Here is a 16476-nt window from a genome sequence, read left to right on the forward strand (position 1 = left end):
CTTGGCAAGCGCACAACGTGCAAGCATCGCTGCGAACCGTACCCATTGCTCTGAAAGGGATTTGATCCAGCAAAAATGCCTTTCTAAGACTGCCGATCTTCCGGTCCGCGCCGCGGCGCCGGTCGAGTACGTTCGTATTTGCCCGGGTGATCTCGGAAACGAGGGCTTCTTCGTCATCCCCGGCACCGACAGCTGCCTGCGCATCGGTGGCCGCGTCCGTGCGGAGTATCGTTTCAGCGACGATCTCGACACGGCGGGTATCGCTCGCGTTCAGGACGACGTCACGTTCTTCGCTCGCGGGCAGATCGAGCTCGATCACCGCACCTCGATCGACGGCAACTCGCTCCGGACCTTCATCCGGCTGCAGGGCAACAGCACGGACGGCACCAGCTCGTTCACGCTTGACAACGCCTTCATCCAGTATGTCTTCGCGAACGGCTCCGGCATCACCGCCGGCCGCGTCGGCTCGTTCTTCAACTTCTGGGGCGGCGAGCTGATGTCCGGCGACAACGGCGTCTACGACCCGACGGTCGAGATGCTGGGCGCGACCTTCACGTTCGGTCCCGGCTTCTTCGCCTCGGTGTCGGTCGAGAACGCCAAGGCATCGCGCGACAGCATCTTCGACCCGCTCGGCCGCATCGCCGGCTTCGGCTACGGCGGTCAGCAGCTCCCGAACCTCGTCGGCGCCTTCGGCGTCGCGCAGGCTTGGGGTGGTGCGCAGGTGATGGCCGCGCTGCAGCAGGTGCGTCACAACGCCGACGTTAGCGTCGACGACGAGGTCGGGTTCGCCATCGGCGCCGGCGTGGATATTCTTCTTCCCGCTCTCGGCGCTCGCGATCGTCTGTGGCTCCAGGCGACCTATGCCGACGGTGCCATCAACTACGTCGACGCACCGACCTCGTTCAGCGACTTCAGCGTGGCGACGCACGACGCCTATCTGAACGCTGCCGGTACGAGCCTCTCTACGGCCGACGGTTGGGCGGTGGTCGCCGCTTTCCGCCACACCTGGACTCCGACGATCACGCAGACGATCCAGGGCGCCTACGGCGAGATCAACAACCCGACGGCGGGCTACGTCATGCCGGCGAACACCGTCCTCGCGAGCGGTTCGCCGGTCGACTACAGCTGGTACCAGCTCGGCACCCGCATCGACTGGACGCCCGTCAGCCGCTTCACCATCTCGGCTGACGTCGCGTACACCGCTATCGAGACGGACTACGCTGTTCGCAATCCTCTGACGGGCATTGCCGACGACAACTCGGACCGTTGGTCCGGCCGTCTGCGCATCCAGCGCGACTTCTGATCCGTCACTTCGGATCGACGGAAGCCCCGGCCTCGTGCCGGGGCTTTTCGCGTTTCGGGATGTGTGATGGCCGCACGGTCTGACGAGCGGAGCGCCGGTCACCCCCGGCGCTTCGCCACCTTCTCCATCTCCTCGTGGAGATCGTCGGTGCGCAGGTGTCCGTAGCGGGCGCTCATCTGGAGCGTGCGGTGGCCGAGCACACGGCTGAGCTTGTAGAGATCGCCGCCGGATTGCACCCACCACGACGCGAACGTGTGGCGCAGGTCGTGGAAGCGAAAGTCCATGATCGCCGCCCGCTCGCACGCGGCTCGAAATCCCTTCTTGTTGCAGAGGATCCGGGTTCCGTCCGGCTTGCAGAACAGGTAGCGCGAGCTCGGCCGTCCCGGTTTCGCGATCAGGTCGGCGATCGTCGCGATCGCCGCGTCCGAGAGCGGGACCCGCCGGGGCGAGTTCGTCTTCGTCTCCTGCAGGTGGATCTCCCGGCGCTTCAGGTCGATGGCGTCGAGGGTGAGCGAGAGCAGCTCCTCCTTGCGCATGCCGGTCTCCACAGCCAGGACGAGCTGCGGCTTCAGCGTCTCCGACGCCGCCGCATGCAGCCGCTCGAACTCGCGGCGCGTGAGGAACCGCGTGCGCGGCGGCGCCTCCTTGAGGAATTTCTTGCTCAGGGCCGTGATCGGGTTCGTCTCGAGCCAGCCCCACGCGATCGCCATGGAGCAGACCGTGCCGAGAAAGGCGATGTCGCGCCGGATCGTGGTATCGCTGACGCCGCGCTCCTTTCTTCGCGAGACGAAGAGGGCGAGGGTCGAGCGATCGATCTCGTCGAGCCGCAGGTTCGGGAACGCGGACAGCCAGTTCTTCGCATTCGAGCGATAGGTCCGGCGCGTGCCCTTCTTCACCGTCGCTTCCCGGAAGAAGCGCTCGATGGTCTCTACCAGCGTTTTCGCCTTCGATCCGCGGCTCGGTGCAAGTCGAGCAGATCGTACCAGCGTCTTGACGGAATGACTCGTCCCGAACGACTTCGGCTTGATCGTTTTCGCACCATCACGGCGAAGCGATTTTTCTCTTTCGACGGATAACATCGATCTTATCCACGCTGGACTACATGATCTTTTCTACACCTCCCGTGGGGGCCTTTCGAGACGGGGATCGTTTTTCTCTTCTTCGCTCCGGATGCAACCCGTTCGCGTCTTCCGCCGACTAATGGCCTCGCCGCGTCCCGCGCAAGACGGGTCATAGATGGCCAGCCTCCCGCAGCGGGACAGCTGCGCGGCGAGGCATCGAGGTTGCTCTGCACACCGAGGCATGCGCACGCCCACTTTATAAATACGAAGTTGCACGCAAAAGTTTCTTTTTACGAACCCGTCAGAAGAACGACAGGGAATATAGGTGGGCGAGCTGCGGCGTTCCGCCGCGCTGATAACATGACGATCTACGCGTGAGACGAGGTTGCGTGGCGTTCATGCCACACAGACGAGCGTGCACAAACGCCCAGATCGGCCGCCTGCACTGTCAAGCTTGTTGCCGAAATGCAATCTCTTCGAGGCACGCGTGCGCGGCGGCGAGCCCGCGGAAGCGGCGCGGCACACGCATGCGCAACCGGCCGCGCGCCGCCTCCGGCGCCGGCGAGCAGTCCCTCCAGCCGGCTTTCCCGACGCCGTACGCCCCGTCAGAGGACGGCGGGCGCGACGTCGTTCATCAGGAAGCTGCGCAGGAAGAAGATCAGCAAGAGGAGCACGATCGGGGAGATGTCGATCCCGCCGAGATTGGGCAGGATGTTCCGGATCGGCCGCAGCAGCGGCTCGGTGAGGCGGCTGAGCACGTCGTAGATCGCGCGCACGACGTCGTTGCGCATGTTCACCACGCCGAAGGCGATCAGCCAGCTGAGGATCGCCGAGCCGATGATCAGCCAGGTCAGAAGGCCGAGAACGAGGTCGATCGTTTGGAAGAGCGCGATCATGGAGCCGTCCTGTCCGGGGTCCCTCGTACGCGGGACCGTCGCGCTTCGTTTAGCGGGCTTCGCCGCGCGAAACAATGGCGGCGCGGCGATCGACGCCCGCGCGAAGAGCGTTGACAGGCGCCCCGGACCCCTCTATCAACCGCGCACCCGGACGGCGGCGCCCCCAAGCGCCGCCCGACACGTCCGGCCCGAACGGTCGGGGCTGTAGCTCAGTTGGGAGAGCGCTGCAATCGCACTGCAGAGGTCAGGGGTTCGAATCCCCTCAGCTCCACCAGTTCCGACATCGTCCTTCCCGCCATGGCGACGTAGCTCGTCGCAGCAGCCGGCCGCAGGCGCGCGATCGCCGCCACCGTATCGCCACCGACGCAGGCTCCCGAATGGGGACCGACCCGCCCGCCGACGAGCATCACCGAGACGCCGGGGCGATCGAAGAGCAGCGTGGCTCACCCGCGGCGGCCGTGCGCTCCCGCACCGGCTGCGGTCGGGGCTGCGCCTGCGGCGCCAGCGCGCCGCCATGGACCCCCTCGCAGACGCCCTGCGGCTCGAGCGCGCGCAGATCGCGGCGGAGGGTGTCCTCGGAAGACGGCGAGTTCCGCGGCGCGCGGCGCGAGGCCGTGCACCGCGCCAACGGCAAACCCTCACTCTCCGAGGCGATAGGCCACGATCTGGTCCGCCACCTGGTCCTTGAGGATCGGGTTGCCGCCCACCGCGAAGACGACGTAGTCGACGCCCTCGTGGGTGTAGATCGCGGGGATCGAGACGGCCGGCGCGTGGACGCGGTCCGACCAGATCTCCTCGCCGGTCGCGGCGTTCAGCGCGCGCACCCGCGCGTCCATCGAGGCGCCGATGAAGACGACGCCGCCCGCGGTGACGACCGGACCGCCGAGGGTCGGCGTGCCCCAGTCGCGCATCCCGTAGAAGCCCCAATATTGGCCCATGCCGAAGGGTACCTCGTAGAGCCGCTCGCCGGTCGCGAGGTCGATGGCCGAGAACGTCCCGAACGGCGGCTCCCAGCAGGGAATGCCGGCCCAGTTGCTCCAATCGGTGAGGAGGAAGCCGTAGGGCGAGCCCTCCTGCGGGTAGTAGCCCTGCTCGGCCCCCGATTCGCCTGCGATCTCCTCGTATTCCGCCCGCGGGATCAGCTTGATCAGCTGCACCACGCGCATGGAATTGACGTAGAGGATGCCGCGGCGCGGATCGACGGCGAGGCCCCCCCAGTTCGTCGCGCCCGCGGTGCCGGGATACATCAGCGTCCCCTGCTCGGAGGGCGGGGTGAAGAGCCCCTCGTAGCGGTATTGGTCGCGCTCGCGGGAGCATTGGCCGAGCGACATGATGTCGGAGAGGGCCCACACGTCCGGGATCTCGAGGGCGTTGCTCAGAGGCGCGGGGACGACCGCGAAGGGCTGCGTCGGCGCGGTGACCTCGCCCTGGGCGTCGCTCTCGGGGACGGGGCGCTCCTCCACGGGGAAGATCGGCTCGCCCGTGCGTCGGTCGAGCACGAAGAGGAAGCCTTGCTTCGTCGCCTGGACGAGCGCGGGGACCGTCTCGCCGTTCCGCTCGATGTCGACGAGCGTCGGGGCGGAGGGCGTGTCGTAGTCCCAGATGTCGTGGCGCACGTGCTGGAAGCTCCAGACGATCTCCCCCGTCTCGATGTCGATGGCGCTCACCGAGGTGGCGAGCGGAATCGGGTCGGTGCGGTCGCCGCCCCAATAGTTCGGGCTCGGCGAGGAGACCGGTGCGTAGACGAGCCCGAGCTCCGGATCGGCGGACATCGCGGTCCAGATGTTCGCCGTGCCGGTGCGCGGGATCATCGCCTCGGGGATGAACGCCGTGTCCCAGAGGAGCTCGCCCGTGCGCACGTCGATCGCCAGCAGGTTTCCGGGAGGCGCGACGGAATATTCCCAGTCCATCCCCGCCCAGCCGAGCAGGATCGTGTCGCCGACGATGGTCGGCGGCTGGAGGAGCGAGAACGGGAACTTGTCGTTGACGTCGTTCCACTGGTTGACGTTCAGGACGCCGCCATCGGCGAAGTCCGCGCAGGGCGCGCCGGTGTCGGCGTCGACCGCGTGCAGCTCGGCGTCCATCGTGCCCAGGAAGATGCGCTTCTCGCAGACGCCTTCGCGGCCGCTCTCCCAATAGGAGACGCCGCGATTCTTCAGGGCGGGCTGCGTCAGCGCCTCGAGCGTCGAGCGGCTGTCGTAGGACCAGCGCTCCGCACCCGTGGCGGGGTCGAGCGCGAGGATGCGGTAGAAGGGCGTGCCGAGATAGAGCGTGTCGTTGGCGTAGATCGGCGTCGCCGACCAGACGGTGGCGGGCAGCTCGCCCGATCCGTCGGAGACGTCGCCGGTCTGCACTTCCCAGGCGCGCACCAGGCGATCCACGCTCTGCGGCGTGAAGCTCTCGACGGCGGAGAACTTGCTCGCGGCGAGATCGCCGTGGAAGGACGACCATTCGGGCGCCTGCGCCTGCGCCTCCGCGTTCGGTGCGGGCAGCGCCAGAGTCGCGGCGAGCGGCAGGAGGGCGGAGCGCACGAGCGCGGCCTTGCGCGAGGCGGGCATGACGAGCGCCACGAGGAGGCCGAGGAGCGCGAGCACCATGGCGAGGACGAAGAGCTCCTGCATCAGGAACCACGCCGCGATCGCGGTCAGCACGGCGCCGAGCGCGAGCAGCGCGTCGAGGGCGCCGCGCAGGCCACGCCCGAGCGGGGCGAAGAGGCCGAGGAGCGCGCCGGCCGCGACCGCGACGGCGCCGATCAGCGCCAGGAGCGCGCCGAGCGTCCCGTCGACGCCGGTATGGGCTCCGAAATAGGCCAGCGCACCGAGCACCGCGCCGCAAGCGGCCGGAACGAACACCAGGACATACCGCTTGCGCATCGCTCTCGCTTCTCTTCTGGTTCAGCGAGGGCCCAACGCGGGGCGCACAGGAAGAGTTTCTCGCATTGCTCGGTGAAACGAGATACCGCGCGATGGATGCGGCGTGGTTAAGCGCCCCTTAACTCGGGGTTCCTACCCTTCGGGTCGTCTCTCACCAGCCTCGATCGGACCATGCCCGCACGACGCCGCGCCCCCTCCCCCGCCGACGAGCTCAAGGACGCGTTGCGCGCGTTCCTGCGCCGGCGGCTCGCCGAGACGACGGGGCTCGCGCTCCTCGCCGCGGCGCTGGCGCTCGCGCTGGCGCTGGCGACGTGGTCCGTGGAGGATCCGAGCCTCAACCACGCCACCGACGCGCCGGTGAACAACCTCCTCGGCTTCCCCGGGGCGGTGGCGGCGGATCTCGTCATGCAGCTCGTGGGCCTCGGCGCCGTGGCGCTGATCGCGCCCCTGGCCCTGTGGGGCTGGCAATTGCTGCGTGCGGGAGTGCTGCCGCGTCTCGCGCTTCGCGTGGGCCTCCTCGTCGTCGGCGCGGGCGCGGCCACCGCCGTCGCCTCCGCGCTGCCCGCGACTGCCCGCTGGCCGCTGCCGACGGGGCTCGGCGGCGTGTGCGGCGATGCGCTGCTCGGCGCCGTGCGCACCGTCACCGGCATCGCCGACGGTCCGGCCGCCGCCTTCGTCGGCTTCGTCTTCGCGGGCATCGCCATCCTGTCGCTCACCGCCGCCTGCGGCTACGGCTTCGCCGATGCCGAGGAGGACGAGGAGGATTCCTACGAGGCGCCCGCTCCGCGCCGGCGCGGCCCCATCGACCTCGACGATCTCGACGATCCCGGCCGCGAGGAGGATCCCGGCCGTGCGCTCGTCTGGCTCGGTGCCGTGGCCCACGGCGTCATGAGCGCGCAGGGCGCGGTTCGCCGGGGCGCCGGCCTCGTGCGCGCCGCCATCGCCGCGCCGCGCCGCGACGAGGATTTCGCCTTCGCCGGCGCGAGCCATCGCCGTGAGCCCGTGCTCGACGACGAATATGCGCCGCCCGCACGCCCCGCGCCCCGCCGCCCCGCCCCGCAGCAGGCGGCCCAGCGCCCCGCGCCACGCCCGGCGCCGCAGCGGGCGGAGGCGGACGATTACGGCTACGACGAGGACGCCTACGCGGATACCCACGACGAGGAATATGCGGACGAGCCGCTCGACGCGCTCGACGAGGCGCCCTGGGAGGAGCCGGCCCCTCGTCCAGCGCCGGCACGCCCCGCGCCCGCGCGCCCGGCTCCCGTGAAGCAGGCCGCACCGGCGAAGCCCGTGCGTGCCCGCGCGCCAGAGCCTGAGCCCGAGCCGGAGGACGAGTACGAAGAGGCCTACGACGAGCCGCTCGAGGAGGAGCCGGCGGCGTCCTCGCGCGTCCAGATGCCCGTGACGGCGCTCAAGCCGGGCAAGCGGATCAAGCGCGAGGCCCAGCCGAACTTCCTCGACGAGAGCGACTACGAGCTGCCGCCGCTCCAGCTCCTCGCCGAGCCCAAGCGCTCCGGCACTCCCGCGATCTCCGCGGAGGCGCTCGAGCAGAACGCGACGCTGCTCGAATCGACGCTGGAGGATTTCGGCGTGCGCGGCGAGATCATCAACGTGCGCCCCGGCCCCGTCGTCACGCTCTACGAGCTCGAGCCAGCGCCCGGCACGAAGTCGAGCCGCGTGATCTCGCTCGCCGACGACATCGCCCGCTCGATGTCCGCCGTCTCCGCCCGCGTCGCGGTGGTGCCGGGCCGCAACGCCATCGGCATCGAGCTGCCCAACGCCAAGCGCGAGACGGTCTACCTGCGCGAGCTCCTCGCCTCCCACGATTTCGAGGCGACGAAGCACAAGCTCGCTCTGTGCCTCGGCAAGACCATCGGCGGCGAGCCCGTCATCGCCGATCTCGCCAAGATGCCCCACCTGCTCGTGGCCGGCACCACCGGCTCCGGCAAGTCGGTGGCGATCAACACGATGATCCTGTCGCTGCTCTACCGGCTCACGCCCGAGCAGTGCCGGCTGATCATGGTCGACCCGAAGATGCTCGAGCTGTCGATCTACGACGGCATCCCCCATCTCCTCTCGCCCGTGGTGACGGACCCCAAGAAGGCGGTCGTCGCGCTCAAATGGGCGGTGCGCGAGATGGAGGATCGCTATCGCAAGATGTCGAAGGTCGGTGTGCGCAACATCGACGGCTTCAACGCCCGCGTCGTCGAGGCGTCGGAGCGCGGCGAGGTGATCACGCGCACGGTGCAGACCGGGTTCGACCGCGAGACCGGCGAGGCGATCTACGAGGAGGAGGAGATGGATCTCCAGCCCCTCCCCTACATCGTCGTCATCGTCGACGAGATGGCCGACCTGATGATGGTCGCCGGCAAGGAGATCGAGGGCGCCATCCAGCGCCTGGCGCAGATGGCGCGCGCGGCGGGCATCCACCTGATCATGGCCACGCAACGCCCCTCGGTCGACGTCATCACCGGCACGATCAAGGCGAACTTCCCCACCCGCATCTCCTTCCAGGTGACGTCCAAGATCGATTCGCGCACGATCCTCGGCGAGATGGGCGCCGAGCAGCTGCTCGGCCAGGGCGACATGCTGCACATGGCCGGCGGCGGGCGAATCACCCGCGTGCACGGGCCGTTCTGCTCGGACGACGAGGTCGAGCACGTCGTCACGCATCTCAAGCGCCAGGGCCGCCCGGCCTATCTCGACGCCGTCACCCTCGACGAGGAGGAGGCCGCGGCCGCCGGCGGCGGGGACGACGGCGCCGTCTTCGACAAGGGTTCCTTCGGCGAGCCGGGCGGGGACGTCTACGACCAGGCGGTCGCGGTCGTCCTGCGCGACAAGAAGGCCTCCACCTCCTACATCCAGCGCAGGCTGCAGATCGGCTACAATCGCGCGGCGTCGCTGATGGAGCGCATGGAGCGCGAAGGCATCGTCGGCCCAGCGAATCACGCCGGCAAGCGCGAGATCCTGATGGAGAGCCCCGCGCGCGGCGGGGGTGCCGGCGGCGACCTCGACATGGACGACGACGACGCGTGACGCGGAACGGGAGCGCCCGAGCCCCCGTTTCGCCACAGCCCACGCCTATGTGGGCCGCAGGAACGACGGACGAGCCTCTTCCAGAGGGCTCGACCGGGGAGAAAGACTTCATGGCGCGCACCCGCACGAGAGACACCTTTGCCGCGGCGCTCCTCGCCGGCACGCTGCTCGCTGCCTCGGGCGGAGAGGCCGACGCCTTCTTCTGGCGCCGCGACACGGCGCCCGAGCCGGCCCCGGCGCCCGTCGTCGCCGCGCCGACGGTTCCCGTAGAGGTGCTGCCGCCGCCGCGGCCGATGGCGGTCTCGCGCGTCGCGCCCGCGCCAGGCGTGCCGAGCGCCGCCGGCGGCGGGCCGCTCGCCATCGTGCCCGGTGCCGTGGCGCCGTCCGCGGCGAGCACGGCGACGCCCGTGGCCGCAGCGCCGATCGTGCCCGCCGTCGCTCCCCTGCCGCCGCGCCCGCCGACGGATCTCGCCCGCGGCCCCGCCCCAGAGCCGGCCGCTCCCATCGTCACCGCGTCCGCCGGCGCGATCGCGGTTCCCGCCGCGGCGCCGGCGCCCGTTACCGCGCCCGTGGCCCCTCCCGTGGCCGCCGCGCCGGTGCCCGCGAGCGCCCCCGCGCCCGAGCCCGTCCGCGTCGCCGCTGTGACGCCGGCGACGGATGCGGAGATCGTCGCCGCCGCCAACGCCTATTTCAACGGCATCGACGCGCTCACCGGCCGCTTCTCGCAGGTGGGCAGCGACGGGCGGCGCTATACGGGCATCATCTACGTCGACCGGCCCGGCCGGCTGCGCTTCGAGTACGACGCGCCGGCGACCATCCAGGTGATCGCCGACGGCCGCTCGGTGGTCGTGCGCGACAGCCAGCTCAACACGCAGGACATGTACCCGATCTCGCAGACGCCGCTGAAATTCCTGCTCGGCGACCGCATCCGGCTCGGGCAGGACATCCAGGTGCTCGGCGTCGAGCGCACCAGCGACGAGGTCGACGTGCTTTTGCGCGACAGCACCACCTTCGCCGGGAGCTCCGACATTCGCCTGACCTTCGATCAGGGGCTCTCGGAGCTGAAGGAATGGCGCATCGTCGACGCGCAGGGCTTCGAGACGCGCGTCTCGCTCTCGGGCGTCCAGCGCCATGCGGGGCTCGATTCGGGGCTCTTCCGGATCAATTACGAGCGCCTTCACCGCGACGACACCTATTGAGGCGCGCCGCCGCGGTTTCCTCCGGCGGGCCGAGGGGGTAGACACACCCTCGGCCCGAACCGGGCCCGCATCCGCGAGCCCGTCATGCCTCCCTCCCCCGCCCCGTCGCTCCTCGGCGCCGCTCTCGCGCTGGGCTCGGCCACGTCCTACGGCTCGAACATAGTCATCGCGCGGCTGGCGGCGGATGCGGGGATCAGCGGCGTCGCCTTCGTGTTCTGGCGAACCGCGCTCGTGGTGGTCGGCCTCGTCGCGCTCGCGGCCTGGCTGCGCTGGACGATCCGCGTCCCGCGCGAGCGGTTCGGGCTGATGATCGTGCTCGTCCTCTCGAGCATCGGCGTCGCCGTCTCGTACATCTCGGCCATCGTCTTCGTGCCGGTGACGGTGGCGGCGGTGATCTTCTACACCTTCCCCGTCCTCATCGTGCTCGCGAGCCCGTTCGTGGAGAAGCGCCGGCTGACCGCGCCCCTCGTTTGCGTGGCGATCACGGCCTTCGTCGGCGTCGCCTGCGTCGTCGGTCCCGCCTTCGCCGGCATCGACTGGCGGGGCGTGGCGCTCGCCGGCGCCGCCAGCATCGCCGCCGCGACGCAGTTCTTCGCCGGCAGCGCCGGGCGCGACCTGCCGCTCGCGACGAAGATCTTCTGGATCAACACGGCGACGCTGCCGGCGAGCCTCGGCATCGCGCTGGCCTTCGGGATCATGGCGGGCCCGGCCGATCTCCTCGCCGCGCCGATCGTCGTGGTGCTCGGGACGGTGACCTTCATCGCCGCCTTCACGCTGCAATTCCTGGCGCTGGCGCGGGCGAGCGCGGTCGTGACGGGCTTGTCCTTCTGCATCGAGCCCGTGGTCGCGGCCTTCGGCGCCGCGCTCGTCGTCGGCGAACGGCTCGACGCGCTCCAGATCGCGGGCGTCGCCCTCGTCGTCGCGGCCATAGCCGGCAACGTGCTGATCGAGCGCGGCCGCGCCGCCGCTCAGCGCACGAAGGCGAGCGCGATCAAGCCGCCGGCGAGCGCGTAGGCGAGGCACGCGCTCGCGGTCAGCCGCATCACCGGCCCCTCGCGCCCGGCGAGCCCGACGGTGGCGCCTCCGGCGATGATGTTGTGCGGGCACACGATGTTGCCCACCGCCGCGCCGAAGCTCTGTGCCGCGAGCATCGGCGTCACGTCCAGCGCCAGCGCGCGGGCGGTGGCGGCCTGGAACTCGCTGAGCAGGATGTTGGAGGCCGTGGCCGAGCCCGTCACGAAGGTGCCGAGCACGCCCACCGCCGGCGCGGCAACGGGCCAGAGCGGGCCGATTCCGGCGGCCGCCTGCGCGAGCGTGCCGATCATGCCCGCATGGACCATGATCCGCGAGATGGCGAGCATGGCGAAGAGCGCCGCCACCACCGGCACGAGGCGTCGCGCCGCCGCGCCCATCGCGGCGAGGACGTCGCGCAGGCCGCCGCCATGGGCGGCGACGCCGACGAGAAAGCCGACCATCAGCAGCGTACCCGGATGGTAGAGCGGCTCGAAGCGCCCCGAGAAGCCGCCCTCCAGGGTCCAGGCGAGCGCGATGGCGCGAAGCCCCTCCTGCACCGGGGGCAGGAGGCGCGTGGCGAGAATCAGCGCCAGCAGCACGCCGTAGGGCAGGACCGCACGGGCGAGCGCGCGCAGATCCATCGCCTCCGCGCCGGGCGCGCTCCCCCGCGGGGCGATGCGCCGCGCGATCGGCGCGAACAGGAGGAGCCCCACGAGCGCGCCGCCGAGCGTGGGCACCTCGGGACCCGCCAGCGCCGCGAGCGCGAGCGAGGGACCGAAGAAGCAGGCCGCGGCGAGCAGCGCCAGGCCCCAGTCGATACGCCGCAGCGGCCCGTCGGCGGCGAGCCTCAGGAGGAAGAGGACGAGCACGATGCCGGCCACGGCGTGCATCGCCGCCGTCCGAACGGCGATGGCGCCGGCATCCACACCCGTGATCTCGGCCTGAGCGATGATCGGCGTGCCCACCGCTCCGAAGCTGACCCCCGCGGCGTGCCCGATGAGCGCGAGCGCCACCGCCTTCAGGGGCGAGAAGCCCAGCGAGACGAGGAGCGGTGCGGCGAGCGCAACGGGGGTACCGAATCCCGCCGCCCCCTCCATGAACAGCGCGAAGAAATAGCCGACGAGGAGCGCCAGCGTGCGCGGGTCGTCCGAGATCCGTGCCAGCGCCCCGCGGATGGCGCCGAAGGCACCGGCGCGCTCCTGCGCCTCGTAGAGGCACAGAGCGGGAAAGACGATCCACAGGATCGTCGCCGCGGTGAAGGCCGCCTCCGCGACGGAGAAGCCGACGGCCCGCGCGGGCCCGAGATCGGGCAGCACCGCCTCGCCGAAGCCGAAGACCAGGAGCGCGATCGCGAGGGCCAGCGCGAGCCCGACGGACCCCGCCTTCGCCGCCGACCAGTGCCAGCCGAGCATGAGCGCGAGAATGGCTGCGAGCGGGGCTCCCGCCGCGAGCGCCTGCATGGAGCCTCCTTCAGCTCGCCGCGTCGACGGGGTCGCGCACGGGTGCGGGGGCGGAAGCGGGGGCGGGCGTCGGCTCGGGCGCGACCGGCGCCGGCGGTTGGACGATCGGGCGGTCCCCGGGCTTGCCCGGATTCATCAGGATGCGGCCCGGCGTCATCGCGCCGCCCGAGACGATGAAGGACATGGCGTCGTTCGCCGACCAGTCGAGATAGACGAGCCGCGTCGTCGGCACGAGCTCGACGTAGCCCGAGGTCGGGTTCGGCGTCGTGGGCACGTAGACGGCGGCGATCTCCTCGCCCGTGTCGTCGGCCGTGAAGGTCGCCGTGACGAAGCCGAGCGCGCGCATGTCGCGGGACGGAAACTCGATGAGCACCACGCGCTGGCCCGACGAGTTGCCGGTCTGGAGCGAGTTCAAGAGCGTGCGTGTCGCCGAGTAGATGGTCTTCACGAGAGGCACGTAGTCGATCAGGCGGTCGACCGCGCGCAGGATGCGCCGGCCGATGACGGCGTTCGCCGCCCCGCCGATGACGTACAGCGCCACGAACACGACGACGAGGGCGAGCGTCGACTGGAACCAGCCCTGCGCCAGCAGATCCGCGAAGACCGCGTAGTCCGAGCGGACGTTGCGCGCGAAGGTCAGCACGAAGGGCCGCCCCGTCGCCACCAGGATGTCGATGATGAACGACACGGCGACGAAGGTCACCCACAGCGGGATGACCACGAACAGCCCCGAGAGGACGTTGCGACGGATGCGGAGATGCGAGTGCGAGCTCATCGATCGATGTCGTGGCGGACGGGGGCGAGGTCCCTCGGCGGGGACGGATGTACGCTACACAAGCGAAGCCCGCCGCGCGACCCCGCAGAAAGCGTGAGCCGAGCCATGCCTTCCGCAACGTGCCCTCGCGACGCGCGACAGCGGCGAGAGTTCCCTCCTTCCCTGTAGGGGAAGGTGGCTCGGCGAAGCCGAGACGGATGGGGCGCGCGGGACGCGCGTTCGGCGCAGCCGAAACGGACGTGCGGACCCGGACACCGAGGCTTCCGCTTCGCGGAACACGCCTCGCGGCGTGCCACCTCCCCTGCAGGGAAGGAGAGGTGACCTCCAACGAAAGAAGGCCGGGACGATGCCCGGCCTTCGAAGGGATTGCGATGCTGCGAAGCCCTCACTGGGCCGCGGCTTCGTCCGTCTCCGCGCCGCCCTCGACGGCCGCCTCGGCCTCCGGCAGCGGGGGCGGGTTCTCGGTGATCGAGGCGAGGTAGGTGATGATGTCCGCGCGCTCCTGGCCCGAGCGGATGCCGGCGAAGGCCATGGAGGTGCCGGAGATGTAGCCGCGGGGGTTCTCGAGGAAGGCGTAGAGCTCGTCGTAGCCCCAGACCTCGCCGGCGGCGCCGCGCTCGGCGAGCGCGGACGAATAGCCGAAATTGTCGAGGTGGGCCTTGGGGCCGCCGACGATGTCGTAGAGGTTCGGGCCGACGCCGTTGGCGCCGCCCTGATCGAAGGAGTGGCAGGAGGCGCACTTGCGCACGGCGGCCTCGCCGCGGCCGACGTCGGCGCTGGCGAGCAGGATCGGCAGCGGCTCCTCCGCCGGGGCCGCCTCGGCGACCTCGGTCTCGGCGCCCTCGGGCAGCGGCAGGGCGTAGCCGGCGATGCCGGCGGGCTCGGGCTCGAACACGATGTCCGAAAGGATGCCCATGCCGACCACGAACAAGAGCGCGCCGAGCACGGCACCCATGATCTTGTTGAGCTCGAACGAGTTCATGCCAGACTCCAAGCTGCCGCAGCGGCGGACGCGGACCATAGAACGGGGTGCGGGGCGCGCGCGTGCGCGCATCCCACGGCGGCGGTTGCTTAGACTCATTCGCAGGCGCCGACAACGAAAAACGGCGGGTCGCGTCGTCGCACGGGCGGGTCCGCGCATGCGCAGGCGCGATGACAAACGCCGCACGGCTTGCTAAAGCCTCGCGCTCCCGAGCGGAAGCGCATCAGCGAACCCGAGGGAAAGCGCCACAGGAAGCGCCGGATACGCCATGTCGGACCCCCTCGTCCTCATCCCCGCCCGCATGGCGGCGACGCGCCTGCCGGGCAAGCCGCTCGCCGACATCGCCGGCACGCCGATGATCGTCCACGTCTATCGCCGCGCGGTGGAGGCGGGCATCGGCCCCGTGGCGGTGGCGACCGATTCGCCCGAGATCGCCGCCGCCGTCGAGGCCGCCGCCGGCACCGCCGTCATGACGCGCGCCGACCACCAGTCCGGCTCCGACCGCATCCACGAAGCCGCCGAGATCCTCGACCCGGAGGGCCGGCACGACGTCGTCGTCAACGTTCAGGGCGACTTCCCCACGATCGACCCGCGCGCCATCGCCGCCGCGATCCTGCCGCTCGCCGATCCCGCGGTCGCCATCGGCACGCTCGCGGGCGAGATCACCCGCGCCGACGAGCGCTCGGACCCGAACGTGGTCAAGGTCGTCGGCAGCGCGATCGCGCCGGGGCGCATGCGCGCGCTCTATTTCACCCGCGCCACCGCCCCCTGGGGCGAGGGCGCGCTCTACCATCACGTCGGCCTCTACGCCTATCGCCGGCGCGCGCTCGCCCGCTTCGTGGCGCTCGCGCCCTCCCCGCTCGAGACCCGCGAGCGGCTCGAGCAATTGCGCGCGCTCGAGGACGGCATGCGCATCGACGTGACGATCATCGACGACGTGCCCTTCGGCGTCGATACGCCCGACACCCTGGCGCGCGCCCGCGCCGCCCTCGAAGGCTCCTCACCATGACGAACATCATCTCCTACCAGGGCGAGCCCGGGGCGAACTCCCACATCGCCTGCCGCGAGGTCTATCCCGGCTGGACGGCGCTGCCCTGCCCCACCTTCGAGGACGCCTTCGCGGCCGTGACCGACGGCGAGGCGCGGCTCGCGATGATCCCCATCGAGAACTCGGTGGCCGGCCGCGTCGCGGACATTCATCATCTCCTGCCGGATTCGGGCCTGCACATCGTGGGCGAGTTCTTCCTGCCCATCCATCACCAGCTGATGGGGACGACGGGCGCGACGCTCGCCACCATCAAGTCCGTGCAGAGCCACGTGCAGGCGCTCGGCCAGTGCCGGCGCACGCTGCGCAAGCTCGGGCTCCAGGCCATCGTGGGCGCCGACACGGCGGGCTCCGCCCGTCAGATCGCGGAAGCGGGCGACCCCACGCGCGCGGCCATCGCCTCGCGGCTCGCCGCCGAGGTCTACGGGCTCGACATCCTCGCCGAGGACGTGGAGGACGAGGCGCACAACACGACGCGCTTCATCATCCTGTCTCCCGAGCCGGCGCGCATCCCGCCCGGCGGCGATTGCGTCACGAGCTTCGTCTTTCGCGTGCGCAACATCCCCGCCGCCCTCTACAAGGCCATGGGCGGCTTCGCCACGAACGGCATCAACATGACGAAGCTCGAGAGCTACATGATCGAGGGGCAGTTCACCGCGACGCAGTTCTACGCCGAGGTGGACGGCCACCCGGAGGAGCCGCCGCTCAGGCGCGCGCTGGAAGAGCTCGCCTTCTTCTCGCGCCAGCTCACCGTGCTCGGCACCTACCCGGCCCATCCCTTCCGCGCCAACCTGCGCGACCGCGAACCGGGGGAATGATCGAGCCCGGGGAG

13 protein-coding genes and 1 tRNA gene are annotated in these 16476 nt (G+C 70.6%); 7 read left to right on the forward strand and 7 right to left on the reverse strand.

The features are described 5' to 3' along the window. The coding region (locus IEX89_RS15030; protein ID WP_188914067.1) for a porin at positions 1-1303 on the forward strand (1303 nt) is incomplete at its 5' end. A 98-nt stretch (positions 1304-1401) separates the two neighbouring features. Here IEX89_RS15030 and IEX89_RS15035 read toward each other — a convergent pair. Both IEX89_RS15035 and IEX89_RS15040 read right to left on the reverse strand, forming a co-directional pair. Further along, positions 1402-2382 carry a tyrosine-type recombinase/integrase gene (locus IEX89_RS15035; RefSeq protein ID WP_188914068.1) on the reverse strand — a complete coding sequence of 327 codons (981 nt, stop codon included), beginning with the start codon at positions 2380-2382 and terminating at the stop codon, positions 1402-1404. A gap of 587 nt (positions 2383-2969) precedes the next feature. Next, a complete protein-coding gene (locus IEX89_RS15040) occupies positions 2970-3260 on the reverse strand; it encodes a YggT family protein (RefSeq protein ID WP_188914069.1) in 291 nt (96 codons plus the stop codon). A 198-nt stretch (positions 3261-3458) separates the two neighbouring features. Between IEX89_RS15040 and IEX89_RS15045 the strand changes: the two genes are divergently transcribed. Next, positions 3459-3534, forward strand: a tRNA-Ala gene (locus IEX89_RS15045). A 132-nt stretch (positions 3535-3666) separates the two neighbouring features. Here IEX89_RS15045 and IEX89_RS24785 read toward each other — a convergent pair. Then, a complete protein-coding gene (locus tag IEX89_RS24785) occupies positions 3667-3894 on the reverse strand; it encodes a DeoR family transcriptional regulator (protein ID WP_210317646.1) in 228 nt (75 codons plus the stop codon). A gap of 4 nt (positions 3895-3898) precedes the next feature. Continuing rightward, a complete protein-coding gene (locus tag IEX89_RS15055) occupies positions 3899-6133 on the reverse strand; it encodes a pyrroloquinoline quinone-dependent dehydrogenase (RefSeq protein ID WP_188914070.1) in 2235 nt (744 codons plus the stop codon). A 171-nt stretch (positions 6134-6304) separates the two neighbouring features. Here IEX89_RS15055 and IEX89_RS15060 point away from each other — a divergent pair, with 171 nt between their 5' ends. The 3 genes from IEX89_RS15060 to IEX89_RS15070 all read left to right on the forward strand — a co-directional run bounded on the left by IEX89_RS15060 (position 6305) and on the right by IEX89_RS15070 (position 11382). Further along, entirely contained in the window at positions 6305-9169 is a 2865-nt protein-coding gene (locus IEX89_RS15060; protein ID WP_188914071.1) for an FtsK/SpoIIIE family DNA translocase, read from the forward strand. Between the two features lie 110 nt (positions 9170-9279). After that, positions 9280-10368 carry an outer-membrane lipoprotein carrier protein LolA gene (locus IEX89_RS15065; protein WP_188914072.1) on the forward strand — a complete coding sequence of 363 codons (1089 nt, stop codon included), beginning with the start codon at positions 9280-9282 and terminating at the stop codon, positions 10366-10368. 84 nt (positions 10369-10452) lie between these two features. Then, a complete protein-coding gene (locus IEX89_RS15070; protein WP_188914073.1) occupies positions 10453-11382 on the forward strand; it encodes a DMT family transporter in 930 nt (309 codons plus the stop codon). On the opposite strand, the gene IEX89_RS15075 is transcribed toward IEX89_RS15070, so the two are convergent. The 3 genes from IEX89_RS15075 to IEX89_RS15085 form a co-directional block, all read right to left on the reverse strand. After that, positions 11337-12842 carry an L-lactate permease gene (locus IEX89_RS15075; RefSeq protein WP_188914074.1) on the reverse strand — a complete coding sequence of 502 codons (1506 nt, stop codon included), beginning with the start codon at positions 12840-12842 and terminating at the stop codon, positions 11337-11339. The genes IEX89_RS15070 and IEX89_RS15075 overlap by 46 nt on opposite strands. Positions 12843-12852: 10 nt before the next feature. Further along, entirely contained in the window at positions 12853-13617 is a 765-nt protein-coding gene (locus tag IEX89_RS15080; RefSeq protein ID WP_188914075.1) for a DUF502 domain-containing protein, read from the reverse strand. A 385-nt stretch (positions 13618-14002) separates the two neighbouring features. Then, entirely contained in the window at positions 14003-14599 is a 597-nt protein-coding gene (locus IEX89_RS15085) for a c-type cytochrome (RefSeq protein WP_188914076.1), read from the reverse strand. Between the two features lie 268 nt (positions 14600-14867). Between IEX89_RS15085 and IEX89_RS15090 the strand changes: the two genes are divergently transcribed. Then, positions 14868-15608, forward strand: a complete 741-nt coding sequence (locus tag IEX89_RS15090) for a 3-deoxy-manno-octulosonate cytidylyltransferase (RefSeq protein ID WP_188914077.1) — start codon at positions 14868-14870, stop codon at positions 15606-15608. Further along, positions 15605-16462 (forward strand): prephenate dehydratase, encoded by an 858-nt coding sequence (locus IEX89_RS15095; protein WP_188914078.1) that lies wholly within the window; start codon positions 15605-15607, stop codon positions 16460-16462. Before IEX89_RS15090 ends, IEX89_RS15095 begins: the two co-directional genes overlap by 4 nt. Positions 16463-16476 lie beyond the last annotated feature (14 nt).

The organism is Salinarimonas ramus, from assembly GCF_014645695.1.
Taxonomy (GTDB): Bacteria; Pseudomonadota; Alphaproteobacteria; order Rhizobiales; family Beijerinckiaceae; genus Salinarimonas; species Salinarimonas ramus.